This window comes from Exiguobacterium sp. s157 (assembly GCF_018618205.1).
Classification (GTDB): Bacteria; Bacillota; Bacilli; order Exiguobacteriales; family Exiguobacteriaceae; genus Exiguobacterium; species Exiguobacterium chiriqhucha.
In genome coordinates, this window is record NZ_JACSLQ010000003.1 from 87,897 (window position 1) to 108,053 (window position 20,157).

At 53.5% G+C, this 20,157-nt stretch carries 21 protein-coding genes and 1 riboswitch; of the genes, 11 read left to right on the forward strand and 10 right to left on the reverse strand.

Annotation, left to right across the window (positions count from 1 at the left end; all coding sequences use genetic code 11):
* The first annotated feature begins 170 nt into the window (after positions 1-170).
* The 3 genes from KNP67_RS07635 to KNP67_RS07645 all read left to right on the forward strand — a co-directional run bounded on the left by KNP67_RS07635 (position 171) and on the right by KNP67_RS07645 (position 3,941).
* Positions 171-1,799, forward strand: coding sequence for a PTS transporter subunit IIBC (locus tag KNP67_RS07635; RefSeq protein WP_058765444.1), 1,629 nt, complete (start codon positions 171-173; stop codon positions 1,797-1,799).
* A gap of 53 nt (positions 1,800-1,852) precedes the next feature.
* Positions 1,853-2,644, forward strand: a complete 792-nt coding sequence (locus KNP67_RS07640) for an endonuclease/exonuclease/phosphatase family protein (RefSeq protein ID WP_214756394.1) — start codon at positions 1,853-1,855, stop codon at positions 2,642-2,644.
* A 115-nt stretch (positions 2,645-2,759) separates the two neighbouring features.
* Positions 2,760-3,941 carry an MFS transporter gene (locus KNP67_RS07645; protein ID WP_214756395.1) on the forward strand — a complete coding sequence of 394 codons (1,182 nt, stop codon included), beginning with the start codon at positions 2,760-2,762 and terminating at the stop codon, positions 3,939-3,941.
* Between the two features lie 33 nt (positions 3,942-3,974).
* On the opposite strand, the gene KNP67_RS07650 is transcribed toward KNP67_RS07645, so the two are convergent.
* Positions 3,975-4,679, reverse strand: a complete 705-nt coding sequence (locus KNP67_RS07650; protein WP_214756396.1) for an alpha/beta family hydrolase — start codon at positions 4,677-4,679, stop codon at positions 3,975-3,977.
* A gap of 75 nt (positions 4,680-4,754) precedes the next feature.
* On the opposite strand from KNP67_RS07650, the gene KNP67_RS07655 reads away from it, so the two are divergent.
* A complete protein-coding gene (locus tag KNP67_RS07655; protein ID WP_029596280.1) occupies positions 4,755-6,020 on the forward strand; it encodes a purine/pyrimidine permease in 1,266 nt (421 codons plus the stop codon).
* A 21-nt stretch (positions 6,021-6,041) separates the two neighbouring features.
* On the opposite strand, the gene KNP67_RS07660 is transcribed toward KNP67_RS07655, so the two are convergent.
* Genes KNP67_RS07660 through KNP67_RS07675 form a run of 4 tightly spaced genes read right to left on the reverse strand, consistent with a single transcriptional unit; the run spans position 6,042 to position 8,995 of the window.
* Positions 6,042-6,434, reverse strand: coding sequence for an RDD family protein (locus tag KNP67_RS07660; RefSeq protein WP_029596281.1), 393 nt, complete (start codon positions 6,432-6,434; stop codon positions 6,042-6,044).
* Positions 6,431-7,078, reverse strand: a complete 648-nt coding sequence (locus KNP67_RS07665) for an NAD(P)H-binding protein (RefSeq protein WP_029596282.1) — start codon at positions 7,076-7,078, stop codon at positions 6,431-6,433. Before KNP67_RS07665 ends, KNP67_RS07660 begins: the two co-directional genes overlap by 4 nt.
* A gap of 34 nt (positions 7,079-7,112) precedes the next feature.
* Positions 7,113-8,417, reverse strand: coding sequence for a nucleobase:cation symporter-2 family protein (locus KNP67_RS07670; protein WP_029596283.1), 1,305 nt, complete (start codon positions 8,415-8,417; stop codon positions 7,113-7,115).
* A complete protein-coding gene (locus KNP67_RS07675; RefSeq protein ID WP_214756397.1) occupies positions 8,414-8,995 on the reverse strand; it encodes a xanthine phosphoribosyltransferase in 582 nt (193 codons plus the stop codon). The genes KNP67_RS07670 and KNP67_RS07675 overlap by 4 nt, the downstream gene beginning before the upstream one ends.
* A gap of 77 nt (positions 8,996-9,072) precedes the next feature.
* Positions 9,073-9,174: riboswitch (purine riboswitch) on the reverse strand.
* Between the two features lie 131 nt (positions 9,175-9,305).
* Here KNP67_RS07675 and KNP67_RS07680 point away from each other — a divergent pair.
* Genes KNP67_RS07680 through KNP67_RS07690 form a run of 3 tightly spaced genes read left to right on the forward strand, consistent with a single transcriptional unit; the run spans position 9,306 to position 12,674 of the window.
* On the forward strand, positions 9,306-9,914 hold the full coding sequence (locus KNP67_RS07680) for an NAD(P)-dependent oxidoreductase (protein ID WP_214756398.1): 609 nt from the start codon (positions 9,306-9,308) through the stop codon (positions 9,912-9,914).
* Positions 9,915-9,974: 60 nt separating this feature from the next.
* Positions 9,975-11,528 (forward strand): ABC-F family ATP-binding cassette domain-containing protein, encoded by a 1,554-nt coding sequence (locus tag KNP67_RS07685; protein WP_021068083.1) that lies wholly within the window; start codon positions 9,975-9,977, stop codon positions 11,526-11,528.
* Between the two features lie 21 nt (positions 11,529-11,549).
* The gene (locus tag KNP67_RS07690; protein WP_214756400.1) at positions 11,550-12,674 is read left to right on the forward strand and encodes a DUF418 domain-containing protein; all 1,125 of its coding nucleotides are present in this window, start codon (positions 11,550-11,552) and stop codon (positions 12,672-12,674) included.
* 52 nt (positions 12,675-12,726) lie between these two features.
* Here the strand turns inward: KNP67_RS07690 and KNP67_RS07695 are convergent, their stop codons facing one another.
* The 5 genes from KNP67_RS07695 to KNP67_RS07715 form a co-directional block, all read right to left on the reverse strand.
* The gene (locus KNP67_RS07695; RefSeq protein ID WP_058765428.1) at positions 12,727-13,656 is read right to left on the reverse strand and encodes a manganese-dependent inorganic pyrophosphatase; all 930 of its coding nucleotides are present in this window, start codon (positions 13,654-13,656) and stop codon (positions 12,727-12,729) included.
* 96 nt (positions 13,657-13,752) lie between these two features.
* Complete coding sequence (locus KNP67_RS07700; RefSeq protein WP_021068076.1) at positions 13,753-13,890, reverse strand: hypothetical protein; 138 nt, start codon at positions 13,888-13,890, stop codon at positions 13,753-13,755.
* 94 nt (positions 13,891-13,984) lie between these two features.
* Positions 13,985-14,266 carry a HesB/YadR/YfhF family protein gene (locus KNP67_RS07705; RefSeq protein ID WP_029596288.1) on the reverse strand — a complete coding sequence of 94 codons (282 nt, stop codon included), beginning with the start codon at positions 14,264-14,266 and terminating at the stop codon, positions 13,985-13,987.
* A 67-nt stretch (positions 14,267-14,333) separates the two neighbouring features.
* Entirely contained in the window at positions 14,334-15,293 is a 960-nt protein-coding gene (locus KNP67_RS07710) for a LacI family DNA-binding transcriptional regulator (RefSeq protein ID WP_214756401.1), read from the reverse strand.
* 11 nt (positions 15,294-15,304) lie between these two features.
* Entirely contained in the window at positions 15,305-15,538 is a 234-nt protein-coding gene (locus tag KNP67_RS07715) for a hypothetical protein (RefSeq protein WP_131471640.1), read from the reverse strand.
* 236 nt (positions 15,539-15,774) lie between these two features.
* On the opposite strand from KNP67_RS07715, the gene KNP67_RS07720 reads away from it, so the two are divergent.
* The 4 genes from KNP67_RS07720 to KNP67_RS07735 all read left to right on the forward strand — a co-directional run bounded on the left by KNP67_RS07720 (position 15,775) and on the right by KNP67_RS07735 (position 20,138).
* Positions 15,775-17,064: an NCS2 family permease gene (locus KNP67_RS07720; protein WP_058765427.1), complete on the forward strand. Its 1,290-nt coding sequence runs from the start codon at positions 15,775-15,777 to the stop codon at positions 17,062-17,064.
* 238 nt (positions 17,065-17,302) lie between these two features.
* Complete coding sequence (locus tag KNP67_RS07725; protein ID WP_029596292.1) at positions 17,303-18,040, forward strand: (Fe-S)-binding protein; 738 nt, start codon at positions 17,303-17,305, stop codon at positions 18,038-18,040.
* 2 nt (positions 18,041-18,042) lie between these two features.
* The gene (locus KNP67_RS07730) at positions 18,043-19,446 is read left to right on the forward strand and encodes a LutB/LldF family L-lactate oxidation iron-sulfur protein (RefSeq protein ID WP_483298430.1); all 1,404 of its coding nucleotides are present in this window, start codon (positions 18,043-18,045) and stop codon (positions 19,444-19,446) included.
* Positions 19,443-20,138, forward strand: coding sequence for a LutC/YkgG family protein (locus KNP67_RS07735; RefSeq protein WP_214715106.1), 696 nt, complete (start codon positions 19,443-19,445; stop codon positions 20,136-20,138). The genes KNP67_RS07730 and KNP67_RS07735 overlap by 4 nt, the downstream gene beginning before the upstream one ends.
* The last annotated feature ends 19 nt before the right edge of the window (positions 20,139-20,157 follow it).

Consider the following 20,157-nt stretch of genomic DNA (forward strand, 5'->3'; position numbering starts at 1 on the left):
ACAAGTTAGGTGAGAAACGAGCCAAATTGGTTTCAATTATGAAAATCTATGAAAATTAGGAAAACGGTTGCACAAAGTTATGCAATCGATTACAATCATCTATGCAAGCGATTGCATTGACAGTCGCCATAGACAGATAAAAAGTTCCGCATAGGAAGGAAGCGTATCACATGAAACAACTCATCTCGTTCGACTTTTGGCAGAAACTCGGCAAGGCCTTAATGGTCGTCATCGCCGTCATGCCGGCCGCAGGTCTCATGATCTCGATTGGTAAATTGATTGGCATGTCAGCCGGAGACGTCAGCATCTTGCTCACGACGGCTCGCATCATTGAAGATCTCGGTTGGGGAATCATCGTCAACTTACATATCTTGTTCGCAGTCGCCATCGGTGGCTCGTGGGCGAAAGATAAAGCCGGCGGTGCCTTCGCTGCACTGATCGCCTTCATTTTGATTAACCGCGTCACAGGCGCCATCTTTGCCGTCAATGGAACGATGCTCCAAGACCCGGAAGCGACAGTCCAGTCTCTCTTCGGAGCCGACCTTGTCGTCGCCGACTACTTCACATCTGTACTCGGTTCACCAGCTCTCAACATGGGCGTGTTCGTCGGGATTATCGCTGGTTTCCTCGGTGGAGCCCTTTATAACAAGTTCTATAACTTCAACAAATTGCCGAACGCCCTCTCGTTCTTCAACGGGAAGCGCTTCGTGCCATTCGTCGTCATCCTCGGTTCGGTCGTTGCCGCCATCGCGTTGTCAATCATTTGGCCGACGATTCAAGGCGCGCTCAACAGCTTCGGTGAATGGATTGCCACATCACGCAACACGGCACCAGTCCTCGCGCCGTTCATCTACGGTGCGCTCGAACGTCTCCTCTTGCCGTTCGGTCTTCACCACATGCTCACCGTGCCGATGAACTACACGGAGCTCGGTGGCACGTACACGATTTTGACAGGTGCGACAGCTGGTTCGGTCGTTGCGGGTCAAGATCCGCTCTGGTTGGCTTGGGTCACTGACCTCGTTAACCTTCGCGCCGCTGGTGATACAGCCGCTTACAACGCCTTGCTTGCTGACGTCGTACCGGCCCGCTTCAAAGTCGGTCAAGTCATCTTGTCATTCGCTGCCTTGATCGGTGCTGCTTACGCGATGTACCGCAACGTCGACGAAGACAAGAAAGCACAATACAAACCGATGTTCTTGTCGGCTGGTCTCGCCGTCTTCTTGACGGGTGTCACAGAACCAATCGAATTCATGTTCATGTTCGTCGCTCCAGTCCTTTACGTCGTCTACGCGCTCATGGCCGGTGCCGCCTTCGCTTTAGCAGATGTCATCGACCTTCGTGTCCACGCGTTCGGTGCGATTGAATTGCTCACACGCATCCCGATGATTGTCAAAGCGGGACTCTTGCAAGACTTGATTAACTTCTTCCTCGTCTCGGCTGCCTTCTTCTTCTTGAACTTCGGTGTGTTCAACTTCTTCATCAAGAAGATGAACCTTCCGACGCCAGGTCGTAACGGGAACTATATGGAAGAAGTGACAGAGAAATCGAACGTGACAGGCAACGAACAGGTCATGGGGATTATCGCTCTACTCGGTGGGGAAGAGAACATCGAGGACGTCGATGCCTGCATGACGCGTCTCCGTGTCACAGTCAAAGATATGTCGCTCGTCTCAGAAGAGAGCGAATGGAAAAAGAACGGCGCCATGGGTCTCATCTTGAAAGACCGCGGTGTCCAAGCAATCTACGGCCCAAAAGCCGACGTATTGAAGTCTGATATTCAAGACGTCATCGGTGCATAATCAACAGGCCAGCTCGTACGAGTTGGCCTGTTTTTTTCTAAAGGAGGACTATCGTGAATATATTAACGCTGAACTGTCACGCCTGGTTAGAGGACCGTCAACAAGAGAAAATCGACTCGATTGTCGAACGGATCGCGAGCGAGGAATATGACATCATCGCACTCCAAGAAGTGAATCAACATAAAGAAGCCCCGCTCATCGATGGCTTGATTCGAGAGAACAACTTCGCCTATGTGCTCGTCGAGCGTTTGAAAGAACAAGGCGTCGATTACTACATGACGTGGGACTTCGCCCATTACGGCTATGACGTCTACGAGGAAGGGGTCGCAATCTTGTCGCGCACTCCGTTCGTGTCGACCGAATCGTTCTTCGTCTCGCAGACGACCGATCCGAACGATTACAAATCTCGGAAAATCGTCAAGGCGGTCTTGGACGGCTTGGATGCGCCGACGGCAATTTACTCATGTCACCTCGGTTGGTGGCATGACGCCGATGAACCGGTGCGCCATCAGCTCGATGAACTGTTGCGTCGCGTCGAGGACGACGATCGTGCCTTGTTGCTCGGTGACTTCAATAACGACGCGTTCATCCGTGGCGAAGGGTACGACTACTTGATTGAGCACGGTCTCCAAGACCTGTTCCATTTGGCGACCGAGCGTGAAGGTGATGCGACCGTCCAAGGTAAGATTGCCGGCTGGGACGAGAACAAGCAGGCGCTTCGCATCGACTTGATGCTGACGAACGCCCCGATTCATGTCTCGCGTCACGCCGTCGTCTTTGACGGCGAGAACGGTCCTGTCGTTTCCGACCACGCCGGTGTCGAAGCGACCGCGTTCTGGCGCTAATCAGACCCTTTTCTTTTACAATGTGAGAGAAAAGGGTTTTGCTTTTGGCGAAAATTCGGTATGGTTGGAAACGACTGATGTCTAACAACAATCTTTTTGAAAGTAGTGATTCTTTTTGACGACTTCTTCAACGCTCAGTCGGACCGACTGGACGCTCATTTTATCGCTCGCCTTGCTCACGTTCGTGCTCGGGACGAGTGAATTTGTCATCGTCGGGATTTTGCCTGATATCGCCGACGGTCTGTCGATTTCGATTGCCACGGCCGGAACGCTCGTCTCGGCATTTGCCATCACGTTCGCCATCGGGACCCCGCTGACGATGTCATTGACGAGTCATTTGCCGAAACGAAAACTGATGCTCACGCTCACCGCGCTATTCATCGTCTTCAACTTGTTCAGCAGTCTCGCCCCGACGTATGGGACGTTACTCGCGCTCCGGATGATGACCGCCGTCGTGACGGGCGTGCTCATCTCGCTCGCCATGCTCGTCGCCAGTGAATCGGTGCCGACCGGGAAGCGTGGGATTGCCGTCTCGTTCATCTTCGGTGGCTTCACGATGGCAAACGTATTCGGTGTCCCGCTCGGTACGTTCATCGGGCAACGGGCCGGATGGGAAACGACGTTCTTGTTGACGACCGCTTTAGGCGTCGTCGCATTTCTCGCCGTCTACCGCGTCGTCCCGAGTCAGTTGACGAGCGTCAAGACGTCGATTGCCGATCAGTTGCGCCTACTGACGAACCCGCGGATTTTAATCGCGTTCTTCATCCCGGCGTTCGGCTTCGGCGCTACGTACGTCGTCTATACGTATCTCGTTCCGATTTTGAAAGGTGTACTCGGCGTCCCGGTCGCCTGGATTAGCCCAATCCTGTTTGCCTACGGGTTCATCTCCATCTTCAGCAATATGGCAGCCGGGAAAATCGCCAGCCATAATCCGATCGGACGGCTCCGGTTCGTCTTCCTCATCCAAGCGCTCGTCTTGGCGGCCTTGTATGTGACGACGTCGAGCGTGACGCTCGGTCTGATCAATATCGCGCTCATGTCATTCATGGCGATTCTACTGACGACATCGACGCAAATCTACTTGATCGACTTGGCCGAGAAGTTTAATCCGGACGCCAAAGGCCTGGCTTCATCGCTCATGCCGGTCGCAAGCAACGTCGGCATCGGGATGGGCTCGGCGCTCGGTGGTCTTGTCTACGCGAACACACCCGTCATGACGCTCGCCCTCGTCGCCGGCGCCGTCGCGCTCGTGACAGCCTTGCTGACCGCGGTCAGTCATCAGCTCGACCAACGTTAAAACAGCGTGCCCCATGATGTGGGCACGCTGTTTTCATAACCAATCCAAGATTTGATCAATCGTCTCGTCGAGTTGTTGTTTGGCGCTGAGCGGGCTATCGTTATCTCCGTCCTGCGGGCCGTACATCCCGAAGTTGGCGTGATTGCCGTCTTTGATTTGATGGAAGACGGCGTCATCCGGGACGTTGTCACGGCTCGCCTCGATATCAGCCGGTGTGGCCAGACCGTCAATCTCCCCGGAGACGGACAAGACACGTAAATCGCTGTCCGCCATCGAACTGATCGGATACGAGGCGAGGAAGATGACCCCCTCGACTTGCTCCTCGTGTTCGAGCGCATAGCCGGACGCCGCCGAGCCGCCGAGTGAATGCCCGCCGACGACCCAACGTTCGATATCCGGGTGGGCGGCGATAATCGTCTCCGCAGCATCGATATCTGCTATCCCGAGATTCAAGCGCAACGATGGGATGGCGACGAAGACACCTTCCTCTGCCAGTCTGGTGCCATAGTAAGCGTACGCCTCTTTCTCGACTTTCGCCCCAGGATACAGGATGAACCCAACCTCGCTGTCCGTCTGCCCGAACTCGAGTCGATTGTCCACTTTCGTCGCCTCAGCCGCGTAACCGCGCGCTTCTTCCGTCGGTCCGTACGTCAGTTGCGTCCACACGAGGAAGCCGATGATGGCGACCAAGATGACTCCTAATAGGCCGAGGCCAATCCACTTCAGTTTTTTCTTCATTATATACCTCCATTTGCATCCACTTCCCCGTCACGGTACACTAGTATTAAAAAAGGGAAATACCAGGGGGACACCATGACCAAAAGTTCTGTAACCACGACGATTCAGTGGTTTATTTTTATTTTAGCTACAAACATTGTACCACCGCTCTCGATCGCTGCCCTATTTGAACTGTCGCCAGGCGAGACGATGACGTTCATCTCACGTTCACTGTTCGTCTTCGCACTCTTCAGCATCATCCAGACGCTTCTCGGCCACCGCCTGCCAATCTTAGAAGGACCAGCCGGGATTTGGTGGGGCGTGTTCACACTCTATGCCTCCATCGGTCCAGCACTTTATGGGAGCGGACAAGAGACGCTCCAAGCGCTCGGTTTCATGTTGTTCTTAAGTGGTGTGCTCGGTGTCGTCATGACTGTCACCGGCCTGTTGCGACGGATGCTGTCGTTGTTTACCCCACAAGTGCTCGGGGTCTATATGATTCTGCTCGTCCTGCAACTGTCGGGTGCCGTCATCAAAGGCGGCTTTGGCGTGACTGAGGACGGCATTAACATCGTTCAAGCCGTTGCGACGGCCGGTCTCGTGTTGTTCGCGCTCACGCTCGAGCGTAGCCGGTTCAAACAGTATGGACTCGTCATGACGCTCATCGCCGGATTTTGGTTGTTCAACTTGCTCGGACTCGGCAACCCGATCGTCCGTTCCGAGTCATTTTTCCTCGTGCCTGAACTGTTCCCGTTCGGAACGTGGGTGTGGGATTGGAACTTACTTCCGACTGCATTCGTCATCACGCTCCTTCTCATGACGAACGTCCTTGCCAATATCAAATTGATTGAACGCATCGTCAGCTCACGTGAGAAGCGTCAAATCGAAGGCAACGTCCCGGCGTCTGGTGTCGTCAGTGGGATCAGTCAAATGGTGGCGGGCATGTTTGGGACACCCGGACCGGTCGCCATCTCTGGAACGGCTGGTTTCTTATCCTCGACGGAGAGCGTCCATCGCTCACCCCATCTCGTGGCCCATGCTGTGATGATGGTGCTCGCCCTCATCGGTCCGTTCGTCTCGCTGATCGCGAGCATCCCAGCCGCCGTCGGATACGCCATCGTCACCCCGCTCATCGCGACGATGATTATCATCGGGATTAACGAGGCGGCGTTCGAATTGAACCAAAAGACGGCGTCACTCACTGTCGGTCTTCCACTTGTGATTGGGGCCGGCGCGATGTTGCTCCCACCTGGGGCGATGAACGATTTGCCGCCGCTCTTGGCGACCGTGTTCTCGAACGGACTCGTCCTAGGAACAATCGTCGCCTTGACGACAGCCATCCTCAGCCGTATCAAAGACTAAAAAAACTGACCTCGCGTGAGGTCAGTTTTTTTCGGTTACGTGCATATGGAACGCAGCGTCGTGCGGCAAGACGGCACCGTCTTCGGCCTCGAAGTGTGCGCGGTCCTTGACGTAGGCGGCAATCGAGATCGTGTCGCGGTGAAGCGCCCGTTTGAACGCTTGCTCGGCCGTGACTGGTGTCCCATCGTCATTTTTCAACTCGAGACCCATCAGCTTATACCCGAGCGTCTGTCCGCCACGGCGCATCTGACATGCCTCGAGCGCGTAGGCGATGAGTGTCGGCGTGATGACGACGTGGACGAACTCGCTCTTCACTTTCTTGCGGACGAGCTGTTCGACACCAAAACTTAGCAATCCGGCAATGACACCGTCAATCAAGACGGCTTTGGTCCGTTTCTTCGTTAATGGGTTCATTGGCTCATCCTCTGCATCATGCCAGACGTCAATACTTCGATGCCTTGTCCTTCTTCCGCGGCCATAATCAAGGCGCGCGCCACATGGAGCGCTTGAATCGGTGCGGCATCTGGTAATTTATCGAGCAACAACGGTTGAAGCGGACGGCTGACGACCTCGGCTGCTTTCTCGCCGAGACGGAACTCCTCCCGATCCCCGAGCAAGAGCGACGGACGGGCGATAATCAAGTGCTCGAAACCGAACACTTTAAGCCCATTCTCGAGCTCCCCTTTCACGCGGTTGTAGAAGAAAGGTGACCGAAGTGACGCGCCTTGCGCCGAGACGACGGCGTAACGTGTCGCTCCGTGTCGTTTCGCGACACGTGCCACTTCAAGCGGCAAGTCGAGATCGACATGTTTGAACGCCTGACGTGAACCAGCGACGGCAATCGTCGTCCCAAGTGCGCAGTAGACGTCATCAATGTGCGGCAACGCCTCGTCCATCTCTTCGAACCCGACGACTTCATGCAGTTTCGGATGACTCCATCGTTTCGAGCGGCGGACGATTATCCAGACTTGATCATACCGTTCTTGTTCGAGCAACTGTTCGACGAGTTCGCGTCCAATCAATCCGGTGGCGCCAACGACAAGTGCAGTTTTCCCCATGCTTGTTCCCCCTAGTTACGTAGTTCCTTTCAGTCTAGCTGACTTGCCGGTTATCGGCAACGACCTCGGCCGGACGGAACCGGTCGACGAGTCGGAAGAACCCGTTCAATAACAAGGCAGTGAACGATCCGGCGACGATGGCACTGTCCGTGAACAACTGCACCGCTTCCGGCATATTTGCGACGATGGCCGGGTTGGCCGTGATGCCAAGTCCGACACCGATCGACAAGGCGATTGTAATCAAGTTCTCATTTTTCGCAAAATCTACTTGGCTCAAAATCCGAATCCCTGACGCGGCGACCGTGCCGAACATGACGAGCATCGCCCCGCCGAGAACCGGTTTCGGGATCAATGTCGTGAACGTCGCGACTTTCGGCAAGAAGCCCAGCAAAATCAACAGACCGCTCGTCCAGAAGATGACGCGACGTGATTTGACGCCTGACAATTGGACGAGACCGACGTTTTGACTGAACGTCGTGTACGGGAAGCTGTTGAAAATCCCTCCGAGAATCGTTGCCACACCCTCGGCCCGATACCCTTTCGTCAACTCGTTCGAGCCAATCGGTTTTTTCGTGATATCGCTCAATGCTAAGAAGACACCGGTCGATTCAATCATCGAGATGATGGCCACGAGCGTCATGACGAGGATGGCCGAGACGTCAAACGTCGGCATCCCGAAGTAGAACGGTTGTACCATTTGGAACCAACCGGCCTCACGGACCGGACTGAAATCGACGAGACCGAGGAACGCGGCGACCCCTGTACCGATCAAGACCGCAAACAAGACAGCGGCCGCGCGCGTGAACACGGTACCGATTCGGTTCAAGACGAGAATCAAACCGATGGTCAAGCCACCGAGCGCCAAGTTTTGCATCGAAGCGAAGCCAGGCTCACCTGGCATCCCACCGCCGATATCATTGACAGCGACTGGGATGAGCGAGAGACCGATAATCGTCACGACCGAGCCGAGCACGACCGGCGGGAAGAAGCGAGCCAGTTTCCCGACAAAGCCTGAAATTAAGATGACAATGATTCCGCTCGCGATGAGTGCCCCATAGATGGCGGTGATGCCGCTCGAACTACCGATGGCAATCATCGGACCGACCGCGGTGAACGTACAACCGAGTACGACTGGCAGACCGACACCGGTGAAACGAGTCGTCCAGACTTGCAACAGCGTCGCGACACCACACATGAACAAATCGATTGCGACGAGATACGCGAGTTCCGTCGGACCGAGTCCGATGGCACCACCGACGATGAGCGGGACGATGGCCGCGCCCGTGTACATGGCGAGTAAGTGTTGGAAACCAAGGCTGGCTGTCTTAAACGTATTCATCGGACCACCTCCACGAAGGAAATCTCACCCTCTTCAAGCTTCGCAATTCGGGCGAGTGACTCGACTTGATAGCCTCGCTCGAGCAACTTGTCCCGTCCCGGTTGGAACGACTTCTCGATGACGATGCCGACACCGGCGACGACCGCACCGGCGGATTCGACGAGTTGCGTCAAACCGAGTGCGGCTTCCCCGTTGGCGAGGAAGTCATCGATGACGAGCACGCGCTCCCCAGGTTGGACGAAGCGACGGCTCAAACTGATGCGATTCGTCTCTTGTTTCGTGAACGAGTAAACGTCCGCTTCGACGAGATCGTCTTGGAGCGTAAGTGATTTACGTTTACGGGCAAAGACGAACGGAATGTCCATCTCAAGCGCCGTCATCATGGCCGGAGCGATTCCACTCGATTCCAATGTGACGATGCGGTCAATTCCCGCGTCACGGAACCGGTCTGCGAACTCGCGTCCGATGGCTTGCATTAAGACAGGATCGACTTGATGGTTCAAGAAGGCATCGACTTTCAATACGTGTTCGGACAACGCTTGTCCTTCATCTCTGATTTTGTCTTCTAATTGCTTCATTGTTTTCCCTCCAATAAAAAAATGCGATTCGTCACCCCAACCCGGGGACGACGAACCGCATGGAAACAAAACGAATGCACACGACAAGCGTCACCCGTAGTCGAACCATTTACGGTGGTTCGGTAGAGACTTGTGAGCCATATTCTCACGGATATACGAGTGCGAATCTTTTATTTATATAAGATAGGACTTATTCTAGACGATATTTTATAAATTGCAACCCGTTTTGGAAAAGACGGCTAAAAGTTCGATTTTTCTGAAACTGCTGTATACTAAAGATACTGGAAAAACGAGAGGAGCCACATCCATTATGAAGCTATTCGTTTTAGGTGCCACCGGTCGGACCGGTCATCAGTTTGTCGATCAAGCCATCGAGCATGGTCATCATGTGACCGCTTTCGTACGGGAACAGAAAAAATTGATTCCGACCCCGCAACTTGAAATCATCGAAGGCGACGTCACAGACAGCGCCGTACTGACGAACACACTCGCTGGTCATGATGCTGTCATCAGCTGTCTCGGGACTGACTTGAGCGATCCCGACTTCTTGGCCCGCGTCACCGATGCGCTCGTCCCGGCACTGAAAGCAAACGCCATCAGTCGGGTCGTCTATCTCGCCTCGGCCGGAATCGACAAAGAGATTCCAGGTATCGCCGGCACGGTCGTCACGTTCATGCTTCGGAAACCGCTCCGTGATCACCGGGCCGCGGTCGATTTATGGCGCAACTCGTCGTTCGATTACACGATTGTGCGGCCGATGCAATTGACGGACGGTCCTCGGACGTCAGCGTATCGCACATCCGTCGACAGCATTCCAGACAACGGAAAACAGATTTCACGGGCCGATGTCGCCCAGTTCATGCTGAACGCCGTTGAAGACCAACTCTTCATCCGCCAATCAGTCGGACTGGCGTACTAATTTTTTTGAATCCATGCTACAATATCGGATAGTCAACTTTGAAGGGAACGAATAAGAAATATGAGTATATTAACAGTACAAAACTTGAGCCACGGTTTCGGTGACCGCGCCATTTTAAATGACGTGTCTTTCCGTCTATTGAAAGGCGAACACATCGGCCTCATCGGAGCGAACGGTGAAGGAAAATCTACGTTCATGAACATCATCACGCGTAAGCTCCAGCCGGACGAAGGCAAAATCGAATGGGCGAAAAACGTCCGTGTCGGTTACCTTGACCAGCACGCCGTCCTCGAGCGCGGCATGACGATTCGGGACGTGTTAAAGAGCGCATTCCAATACTTGATCGACACTGAAACACGAATCGGTGAGCTCTATATGGAAATGGGCGATGCGACACCTGAACAGATGGACGACATGCTCGCTGAAGTCGGCGAACTGCAGGAAATGCTCGATTCGAACGACTTCTATATCATCGACGCGAAAGTCGAAGAAGTCGCACGCGGTCTCGGTATTTTAGATGTCGGACTCGACCGTGACGTCACGGACCTCTCAGGTGGTCAGCGGACGAAAGTATTGCTCGCGAAATTGCTTCTCGAGAAGCCGGACATCCTTCTCCTCGATGAGCCGACCAACTATTTGGACGAGGCCCACATCGAGTGGTTGAAGCGTTATCTCCAGAACTACGACAACGCCTTCATCTTGATTTCGCACGATATCCCGTTCTTAAACAGCGTCATCAACTTGGTCTACCATATGGAGAACCAAGACTTGTCACGCTATGTCGGGGACTACGACAAGTTCATGGAAGTGTACGAGATGAAACGCTCGCAGCTTGAATCGGCTTATAAACGCCAGCAGGCTGAAATCGCCGACTTGAAAGACTTCGTCGCCCGCAACAAGGCACGCGTCTCGACACGGAACATGGCGATGTCGCGCCAGAAGAAGCTCGATAAGATGGATGTCATCGAACTGAGTGCGGAACGTCCGAAACCAGAGTTCCGGTTCTTGCAGGCACGCACGTCAGGTCGTCTCATCTTTGACGCCAAAAATCTCGTCATCGGTTATGACGAGCCGCTCTCACGCCCGCTCGACCTCCAGATGGAGCGCGGTCAGAAAATCGCCCTCGTCGGTGCGAACGGGATCGGGAAGACGACACTGTTGAAGAGCCTTCTTGGCATGATCAACCCGCTTGAAGGAACCGTCGAACGCGGTGAGTTCTTGGAGATCGGGTACTTCGAACAAGAAGCGGCCGTCAGCAACAACACATGTATCGAAGAGATTTGGAGCGAGTTTCCATCACTCAACCAGCAACAAGTCCGCGCCATGCTCGCGAAATGCGGTCTCATGACGAAGCATATCGAGAGTAAAATCGCGGTCCTCAGTGGTGGAGAGAAGGCGAAAGTCCGTCTCTGTAAGCTCCAAAACAACGAATCGAACTTGCTCCTCCTCGATGAGCCGACGAATCACTTGGACGTCGACGCGAAGGAAGAGTTGAAGCGCGCGTTGAAAGAATATAAAGGCAGTATCCTACTCATCAGTCACGAACCGGAGTTCTATCAAGACATCGTCACCGACGTCTGGAACTGTGAATCGTGGACGACAAAAGTATTCTAATCCGTGTAGAGGAAGTGGCGTATGGCTGGCCCGATTCAAGTAAACGAACGCATCGTTCTGTATGATATCATTCGAGGGTTTGCCCTATGCGGCATCTTCCTCGTCAACATCCCAAGCATGCTCGGGAGCGACTGGATTTTCGGTAATCCGATGTATGAGGGAAGCGACCTCTTCGTCCGGACGCTGTTCGATTTGTTCATCCAGACGAAGTTTTACACGATTTTCTCGCTCTTATTCGGAATCGGCTTCTCGATTTTCCTCGAGCGCTCGTATGCGCGCGGGGATTCGGTCGGCCGTTATATCCGCCGCATCGTCATCTTGTTTCTATTCGGACTCGCTCACCTGGCCATTTGGTCGGGTGACATCTTACATACGTATGCGATGTGGGGCTTGTTGCTCCCGTTGTTTTATGGATTAAGCAACCGGGCGATTTTGACATGGGCATGGAGTTTGTTGATTGGGAGCTTTTTACTCTTCTATGTCTCATCCATGTACTTAGAATTGTCGCTCGGATTTAGGTTTAGTGGTGATCCTTTCCCGGCAATCTTTAATTCTGGATTCGGCCCATGGTTCGACTATCGCTTAGACGAAGAGATTTTTGACATGTTCCAAAACTCATTTTTTGTTGGGGTTGAAATTCTAAGCCTGTTCTTGTTCGGCCTGTATATTGGACGCGAACGGAAACTCCTCACGTGGAGCATCCGAGGATTGACCCGGACGGCCATCATCTGCACGATAGCGGCCCTACCGTTCTTCGCAGTTATTATTTGGCATCACTACGGTAGCGGTGCCGAGTATTCGGCGACGAACTCTGCGGCTATCCTCGTCTCTGGGAAACTGCTCGCGACGACGTACGTCTGTCTCTTTACGATCGCCGTCCGTAACGGGCGCGCATTCCGTCCGCTGCAGGCGCTCGGCCGTATGGCGCTGACGAACTATTTGACGCACACGCTCGTCGTCGTCCTGCCCGTTATCGCCCTCGGCTACTACGGTCGCCTGTCGTTGACGGAAGGATTGTTCTTAAGTATCGCAATTTTGATTGCCCAAGCGTTCTTCTCGATGTGGTGGCTCAAATCACATCGATACGGTCCGTTCGAGAAATTATGGCGAATCGGAACGTATGGACGACAAAAACAATCATCTTAACCGCAAAAAAAGGCTCGGAGCAGATTGATCTGCTTCGAGCCTTTCTCGTTTCTTAGTTCGTCGCCGCTGCTGTGAGCACCGGTACGATTTGCTTTTTACGTGAGACAACACCAGGGAGTGTCGCAAGACCACCGACCAATTTGACGTTGAACGCCTGCTCGAATAGATCCGTCTTCTTACCGACAACGAGTGCCTCCGAATCGTTCGTCAAAATGTTCGTGATGGCGAAGACAAACAAATCGAGTTCTTTGTCTAACATCTTCACGGCCATTGCCGCTTCGACTTCAGCTTTACGGCTCAACACATCGTTCGCGTCAACCGTGTTCACTTGAGCAATCTCAATGCGGTAGTCACCCATCGCAAACTCTTTCGCGTCGAGCGAGATGAGTTCTGGGATCGTTTTTTGGCTAAGGTCAGCTCCAGCTTTCAACATCTCAAGACCGTATGTCTCGATGTCTGTACCTGAGATAGCTGCGAGTTCTTTTGCCGCTTTGATATCCTCGTCCGTGCATGTCGGTGACTTGAACAAGAGCGAGTCCGAGATGATCGCCGATAGCATCAATCCTGCCATGTCAGGCGCGATTTCGACACCGTGCTCTTTATAGAGTTTGAGCAAAATCGTCGCCGTGCATCCGACCGGCTCCGCCCGATAGTAGAGGGCATCTGCTGTTTGGAAGTTGGCGATACGGTGGTGATCGACGACTTCAAGGATGCGCACGTCTGCGATGTCTTCCGCACTTTGTTGGAACTCGTTATGGTCGACCAAGATGACCGAGTTCACTTCGTCTGAGACGCGTTCCACGAGGCGTGGTGCCTTGACGCGGAAGTGGTCGAGCGCATATTGCGTCTCCCCGTTCACTTCACCGAGGCGGATCGCCTCGGCGTCCATCCCTAACTTTTTCTTGAGCTCCGCGTAAGCGAGCGCCGAGCAAATCGTATCCGTATCTGGATTTTTATGTCCAAAGACTAGTACTGTACTCATCATACATTCTCCTCACTATGATAGTTTTCCCTTATCCATTATAACGTCTATACTCATTCTTTCAATTCCCAAACAAAAAGAGCCACTAGGGGCTCTTTACGCTTGTTCGTCTTCGTCCGTCTCTTCAAGGTCCGAATGATCCCCTTTTGAATCTTCTTCGTGCGAAATATCCGGTTGGTCTCGTTTCAACTTCTCTTGTTCTTCTTGTTCACGCTTTTTATCTTGTTCTGACATCTGTCTCATCCTTTCGGTTTTGTCATGTCGTAGACTGTTCCCCGAGCTGGATGGCTTCAAACGGATGTATTCTTTCTGTTAACAAACTGTGATGTCACGCTTGAACGAATACGACCTCGTCGCCACGAATCTCGACGTTGACGTCTTGTCCTTGGAACAACCATTCATCCTGTTCAGCCACGACGAAGCGAATCCCGTCCTCTTCCGTTTCGACTACAGCGTTGTCGATGTCTTCTGTGATGACGCCCACTGAGAAGCCGTGCGTCAAATCGGTCGAACCCCCATATTTGGCGAAGAGGCGCACCGTCTGGCCTGCCTCGACTTCCATTTCATCTTTAAAAAATTGGAGTGCTTCTTCTGTCACGTTAATCTTCATCTGTCATCCTCCTCTCGACTTCTGTCTCCATTCTAATCGTTTCAGAAAAGACGAGCGAGGAAGTTGCCTAGAGTGTCGTCCCCGGCAAATACGTGACCGTTAAACTGTTTGTGACCGAAGCTGCACCGTTCATTTCATTAAACGTCACGTCGAACAGCGTCCGGCCGATGTCTTCATTTGGCGAGTGCATCGTCGACAGACCGAATGCCTGACCGATCGGATGACCATCGAAGCCCAGGATGGCGACTTCATCGGGGATGCTGACACCGCGACGGCGTAATTCCCCTAAAAAACCGAGCGCCACATAATCCGACGAGAAAAAGAGCGCTCGAGGACGCTCTTGTTGACGCAGAAACGCATCGGCCAGTCCGATTCCGTCCTCGCTCGTCAAGTAACCGGTCCAGACCCACCGCTCACGCGCAAGTTCGACTTCATCGAAGTACGCTTGCTGACGCGCGATCGAGCTTGGACTGTCTTGTCTTGACAACACGATGCCGATTTCGGCATATCCCGCTTGCGCCAACACGCGCAAACCGGCGACGAACGCGGTGTAATGATCGACGTGGACCGAAGAAATCGTCTGCGGCGCTCCGACGGTCGCGACCGCAATCGGACCAAACTGTCTATACGTTTCCATCTCATCGAATGACATCGTATGGGATAACAGAATCGCCCCATCGACTTCACGGTGCTTCAATAAATCAAGCGCTTGCCGCTCTTGGTCGAGTTGATATTCTGTCTGCCACATGACGAGTCGATAATCTCTTTGGAGGGCAGCTTTCGCGAGCCCGTTGACGAACAGTCCATAATACGGATGATCCAAATACGGCAACACGACGACGAAACGCTGTGTGCGACCGGTCGATAACGTCAGCGCCTGCTGATTCCGTAAATAGCCAAGTTCGGCCATCGCCCGTCGCACCCGTTCCCGCTTCTCTTTCGACACATACGGATGCTCATTGAGCACGCGCGATACCGTCGTCACGGATACGTCCGCATATTTCGCGATATCTCGGATGTTCGCCATTCCGCTTCACCTCAATCTGTCAGTCTTTGCATATAGTGTACCCACTCTGACTCCTGACTGTCACCTTTCGCAATCACTTGTTTCCGGATGGCTTGGACGAGACGAAACCGTTCTTCGACGGGTAGATGAAGAAACTCGTCTTGGAAACGGGCACACAACATTCTTCCGAGCGGCGTATACAACTGATTGATGACGAGTTCGTAGACGATCCCACTACACCATGTCTTCCACGTTGTCGGATTCATGAGCTTTCCCTCCTTTGACTTAACCGTACAGTCTGAAACGCGTTTCAGAGCAAGTACTATTTTTATTTTGTCTATTTCCGAACATTCAGCGCTTACATGAGAATATTTTAGGTATTTTCACTCAAAATCATTGACGACAGCCAGCTCATTTTGTATAGTCATCAAGTTGATAACGTTAATTCGAAGATTGACGAACATTATTGTTCGGAAATTACTAATGATAGGGAGTTTTATTCATGAACTTTTTTCAATTGAAACAACATGGGACGAACGTTAAACAAGAAGTGATGGCCGGCATCACAACGTTCGTGACGATGGCATACATCTCCGTCGTCAACCCTGCGATTCTGTCAGATGCCGGCATCCCGTTCGCACAAGCGTTCACGGCGACCATCATCGCCATCTTGATTGGTACCGGACTCATGGCGTTCTACGCCAACCTCCCAATCGCCGTTGCACCAGGGATGGGACTGAACGCATTCTTCGCGTATACACTCGTCGCCCAGCAACAGATTGCTCCGTCAGCCGCGCTCGGCGTCGTGTTCGTCTCGTCGGTCTTCTTCTTGATTTTGTCGCTGTCACCGATTCGGACGAAACTGATTCAAGCGATTCCAGCGTCGCTCAAGCATGCCATCACGACCGGTATCGGTTTGTTCATTGCCTCGCTCGGATTGAAGTTGTCAGGTCTCATCGTTGCGGATGAGGCGAACCTTGTCCGGCTCGGGGACTTGTCATCGCCGAGTGTCTTGCTCGTCCTCGGTGGCTTGATTGTCTCGGCGCTCTTGTTCTCTCGGAACGTCCCAGGCTCGCTCCTCATCGGGATGGTACTTACCGGAATCGCCGCCTATTTCATGGGTCTGTTGAAGATTGAAGGCGTGACGGCGATGCCGACATTGCCGGAAGGACTGATGGTCAATCCGCTCACGGCGTTCTCAGACGTCATCCAATACGGCTTGTTCGGTGCCGTCTTGTCATTCTTCCTCGTCACGTTATTCGATACGACGGGAACACTCGTCGGTGTCGGAAAACAGGCCAACCTGTTGAAAGAGGATGGGACGATTGAGAACGGTCACCGCGCTTTGTTCGCCGACTCGCTCGCGACAATGGGTGGCTCGCTCGTCGGGACGAGCCCGTCGACGGCTTACATTGAATCAGCTGCCGGTGTCGCCCAAGGCGGACGGACCGGTCTCACGACAGCGGTCGTAGCCGGTTTGTTCGGACTCACCCTATTCTTCAGCCCGCTCATCGGTGCCATCTCTGGCGTTGCCGCCATCACGGCGCCGGCGCTCATCATCGTCGGTGCGCTCATGTTGACGAACGTCCGCTATATCGACTGGACCGATTTCAGCGAATACTTCCCGGCGTTCATGACGATTCTCATCATGCCGCTCTCGGGCAGTATCGAACGCGGGATCGCCTTCGGGTTCATCCTGTATCCAATCTTCAAAGCGATGAACAAAGAGACGGTCCACCCGCTCATCTACTTGTTCGGCGCACTGTTCATTTTGGAAATGTTCTTCTTATAAGTTAGATTCGTGCCCTCGTCGACCGACGAGGGTTTTTCTGTTATTCAGCACGGGAACACTGTCGTATATCAGTTCCATCCTGAATCTTGATTCATTATCATTTAGTTCTCAATTAGGTAGGATTTTACATTTATTTGAGAGATTCGTCCCATTTTTCTGTTTTGTGGCTGTTTGTTATGGAATAATAACTGTGAAACCGTTTACGAATAAAACTATGAACAGGAAAGAAGGAATGGACATGCCTAAAGTGGCACTGTTCGTCACTTGTCTCTCTGATACGTTGTTCCCATCGGTAGGACAAGCGACGGTCGAACTATTAGAACATCTAGGTTGTGACGTCAGTTTCCCGTTTGAGCAGACGTGTTGCGGTCAGCCCGCCTATAACAGCGGCTACCATGAAGAGACGAAGAAGATTGCGAAGCATATGATTGAGACGTTCGAGAAGGCCGATGCCGATTATATCGTCGGCCCGTCCGGTTCATGTGTCATGATGATGCGCGACTATCCGCACTTGTTCAAAGATGACCTGGCTTGGAAGATGCGGGCCGAGGCCCATGCGGCGAAGACGTTCGAATTGACGCAGTTCATCGTCGACGTGCTCGAAGTGACGGACGTCGGGGCCAAGTTCTCCGCCAAGGCGACGTACCACGCCTCATGCCACATGACGCGCCTGCTCGGCATCGAGGCGGCACCGGGGCAGTTGCTCAAAAATGTCGACGGCTTAACGATGCTCCCGCTCGACAATGTCCACAACTGTTGCGGCTTCGGGGGGACATTCTCCGTCAAGATGCCAGACGTCTCGGTGCAGATGGTCGATGAGAAAGTTGAATCGATCTTGAACTCGGGGGCCGAGGTGCTCATCGGGGCGGACGCCTCGTGTTTGATGAATATCGGGGGACGCCTGCATAAACAAGGTCATCCAATCAAAGTGATGCATATCGCGGAAGTGTTGAACGAAGGGGTGAAACAAGCATGAGCATGGGGATTCGGTTAGATGAGAAGTTTCAAGATCGACGCAAAGACGGGATTGATAATCCGTTCATGCGCCAAGCCGTCAGTTCGGCCCAGAACCGATTACGTGACGGAAGGCTGAACGCGGCAGGTGAGCTTGGGGATTGGGAAGCGTTTCGGGACCACTCGGAAGAGATTCGCCAACACGTGCTCGAGCATCTCGACTATTACTTATATCAATTGAGCGAGAATATCTCCAAACGGGGCGGCAACGTCTTTTTCGCCGAGACACCGGAAGAAGCGAACCGTTACATCCGGGAAGTCGTTCGCGCCAAGAATGCCAAGCACATCGTCAAATCGAAATCGATGGTGACAGAAGAAATCGGGTTGAATGAGGCGCTCCATGAGGAAGGATGCACGGTCGTCGAGTCCGATCTCGGGGAATGGATTCTGCAGCTCGACAACGATCCACCGTCGCACATCGTCGCCCCGGCCTTGCACAAAGACCGAAACGCCGTCCACGAGACGTTCACGGCCCACGGCTATGAAGGATCGAACGACCCGACCGAGCTCGGGCGTTATGCTCGCCGTGAGTTGCGGAAAGACTTTTTGAAAGCAGAAGTCGGCATCACGGGCTGTAACTTCGCCATCGCCGAGAGCGGTGCCGTCGGTCTCGTGACGAACGAAGGGAACGGTCGCATGGTGACGTCGCTTCCGGACACGGTCATCTCGGTCATGGGCATGGAACGGATCGTGCCATCGTATGAAGAGTTCGAGGTGCTCGTCAATATGCTATGTCGGAGCGCCGTCGGTCAACGACTCACCTCGTACATCACGACGTTCGCTGGCACGCGCGGTCACGGCGAAGTCGATGGACCAGAGGAGTTCCATCTCGTCATCGTCGACAACAAACGCTCTGGTATCCTCGGCACACAGTTCCAATCTGTGCTCCAATGCATCCGCTGTGCGGCCTGTATTAATGTCTGCCCAGTCTACCGCCATATCGGTGGTCACGCCTACGGCTCAATTTATCCGGGCCCGATCGGTGCCGTACTCGCCCCGCTCCTCGACGGATACGAGAATTATAAAGAATTGCCATACGCCTCGAGCCTATGCGGTGCCTGTACGGAAGCCTGTCCGGTCAAAATCCCGCTTCACGAGCTGTTGATTGAGCATCGTCGGGTCATCGTCGAGGAGAAGAGACAATCACCGTTCGTCGAGCGCATCGCCATGAAAGGCTTCGCCGTCACATCCTCGAGTCCGTTCTTATTTGAAGCGGCCGAACACATCGCGCCGTTCGCATCGTCCCCGTTCACGAAAGCGGGACAAATCGACAAAGGGTTACCGGCGTGGACGGATTCGAAAGACTTACCACAACCCGCCAAGCAGACGGTGCGGGATTGGTTCAAGAAACGGGGGAATGCAGAATGAATCCAGGCACAATCACCAATCGCGAGGATTTTCTAAAACGAATCGCAGGGCAACTCGGACGTGACGTCGATTTGACGCCGCCGAAACGAGTGTATAAGCACCGACCGCAAGACGAGGTGTTGAAAGATGCGTCCGACGAGGAACTGCTCGAAACGTTCCGGATGGTCGCGACACGCATCCACACCGACGTCGTCGAATGCGAGTCGGCCAACCTCGATGATACGCTCCGTCTGTTAATTGATCGGTATGAAGGGAAGGCCATCATCGCTGAACATGACGACCGGATTCAGGCGTGGGCCCCAAACACGAGCGAATCGTTTGACTGGTGGGATGTGGAGCGCCCGGAAGACAGCCGTGCCCTCGCCATAAAAGCCGATATCGGCATCACGATTGCCGACCAGGCCCTCGCCGAGAGTGCAACCATCGTTCAATACGCAGCACCCGGCAAGTCACGTACAATCAGCCTATTGCCGCGCGACCATATCGCCATCATCCCGAAATCGGTACTTGTCCCGCGGATGACGCAGGCGGCCAAACAATTGGCCGACCTCGACCGCTCCGGTGAGCTCAACTCGCCGAACGGAGTCAACTTCATCTCAGGTCCATCGAACTCGGCCGATATCGAGATGAATTTGATTGTCGGGGTGCACGGACCAGTCCGTGTCGCCTACTTGCTCGTCCACGATCTGTAAACAAAAAGACTCGCGCGTG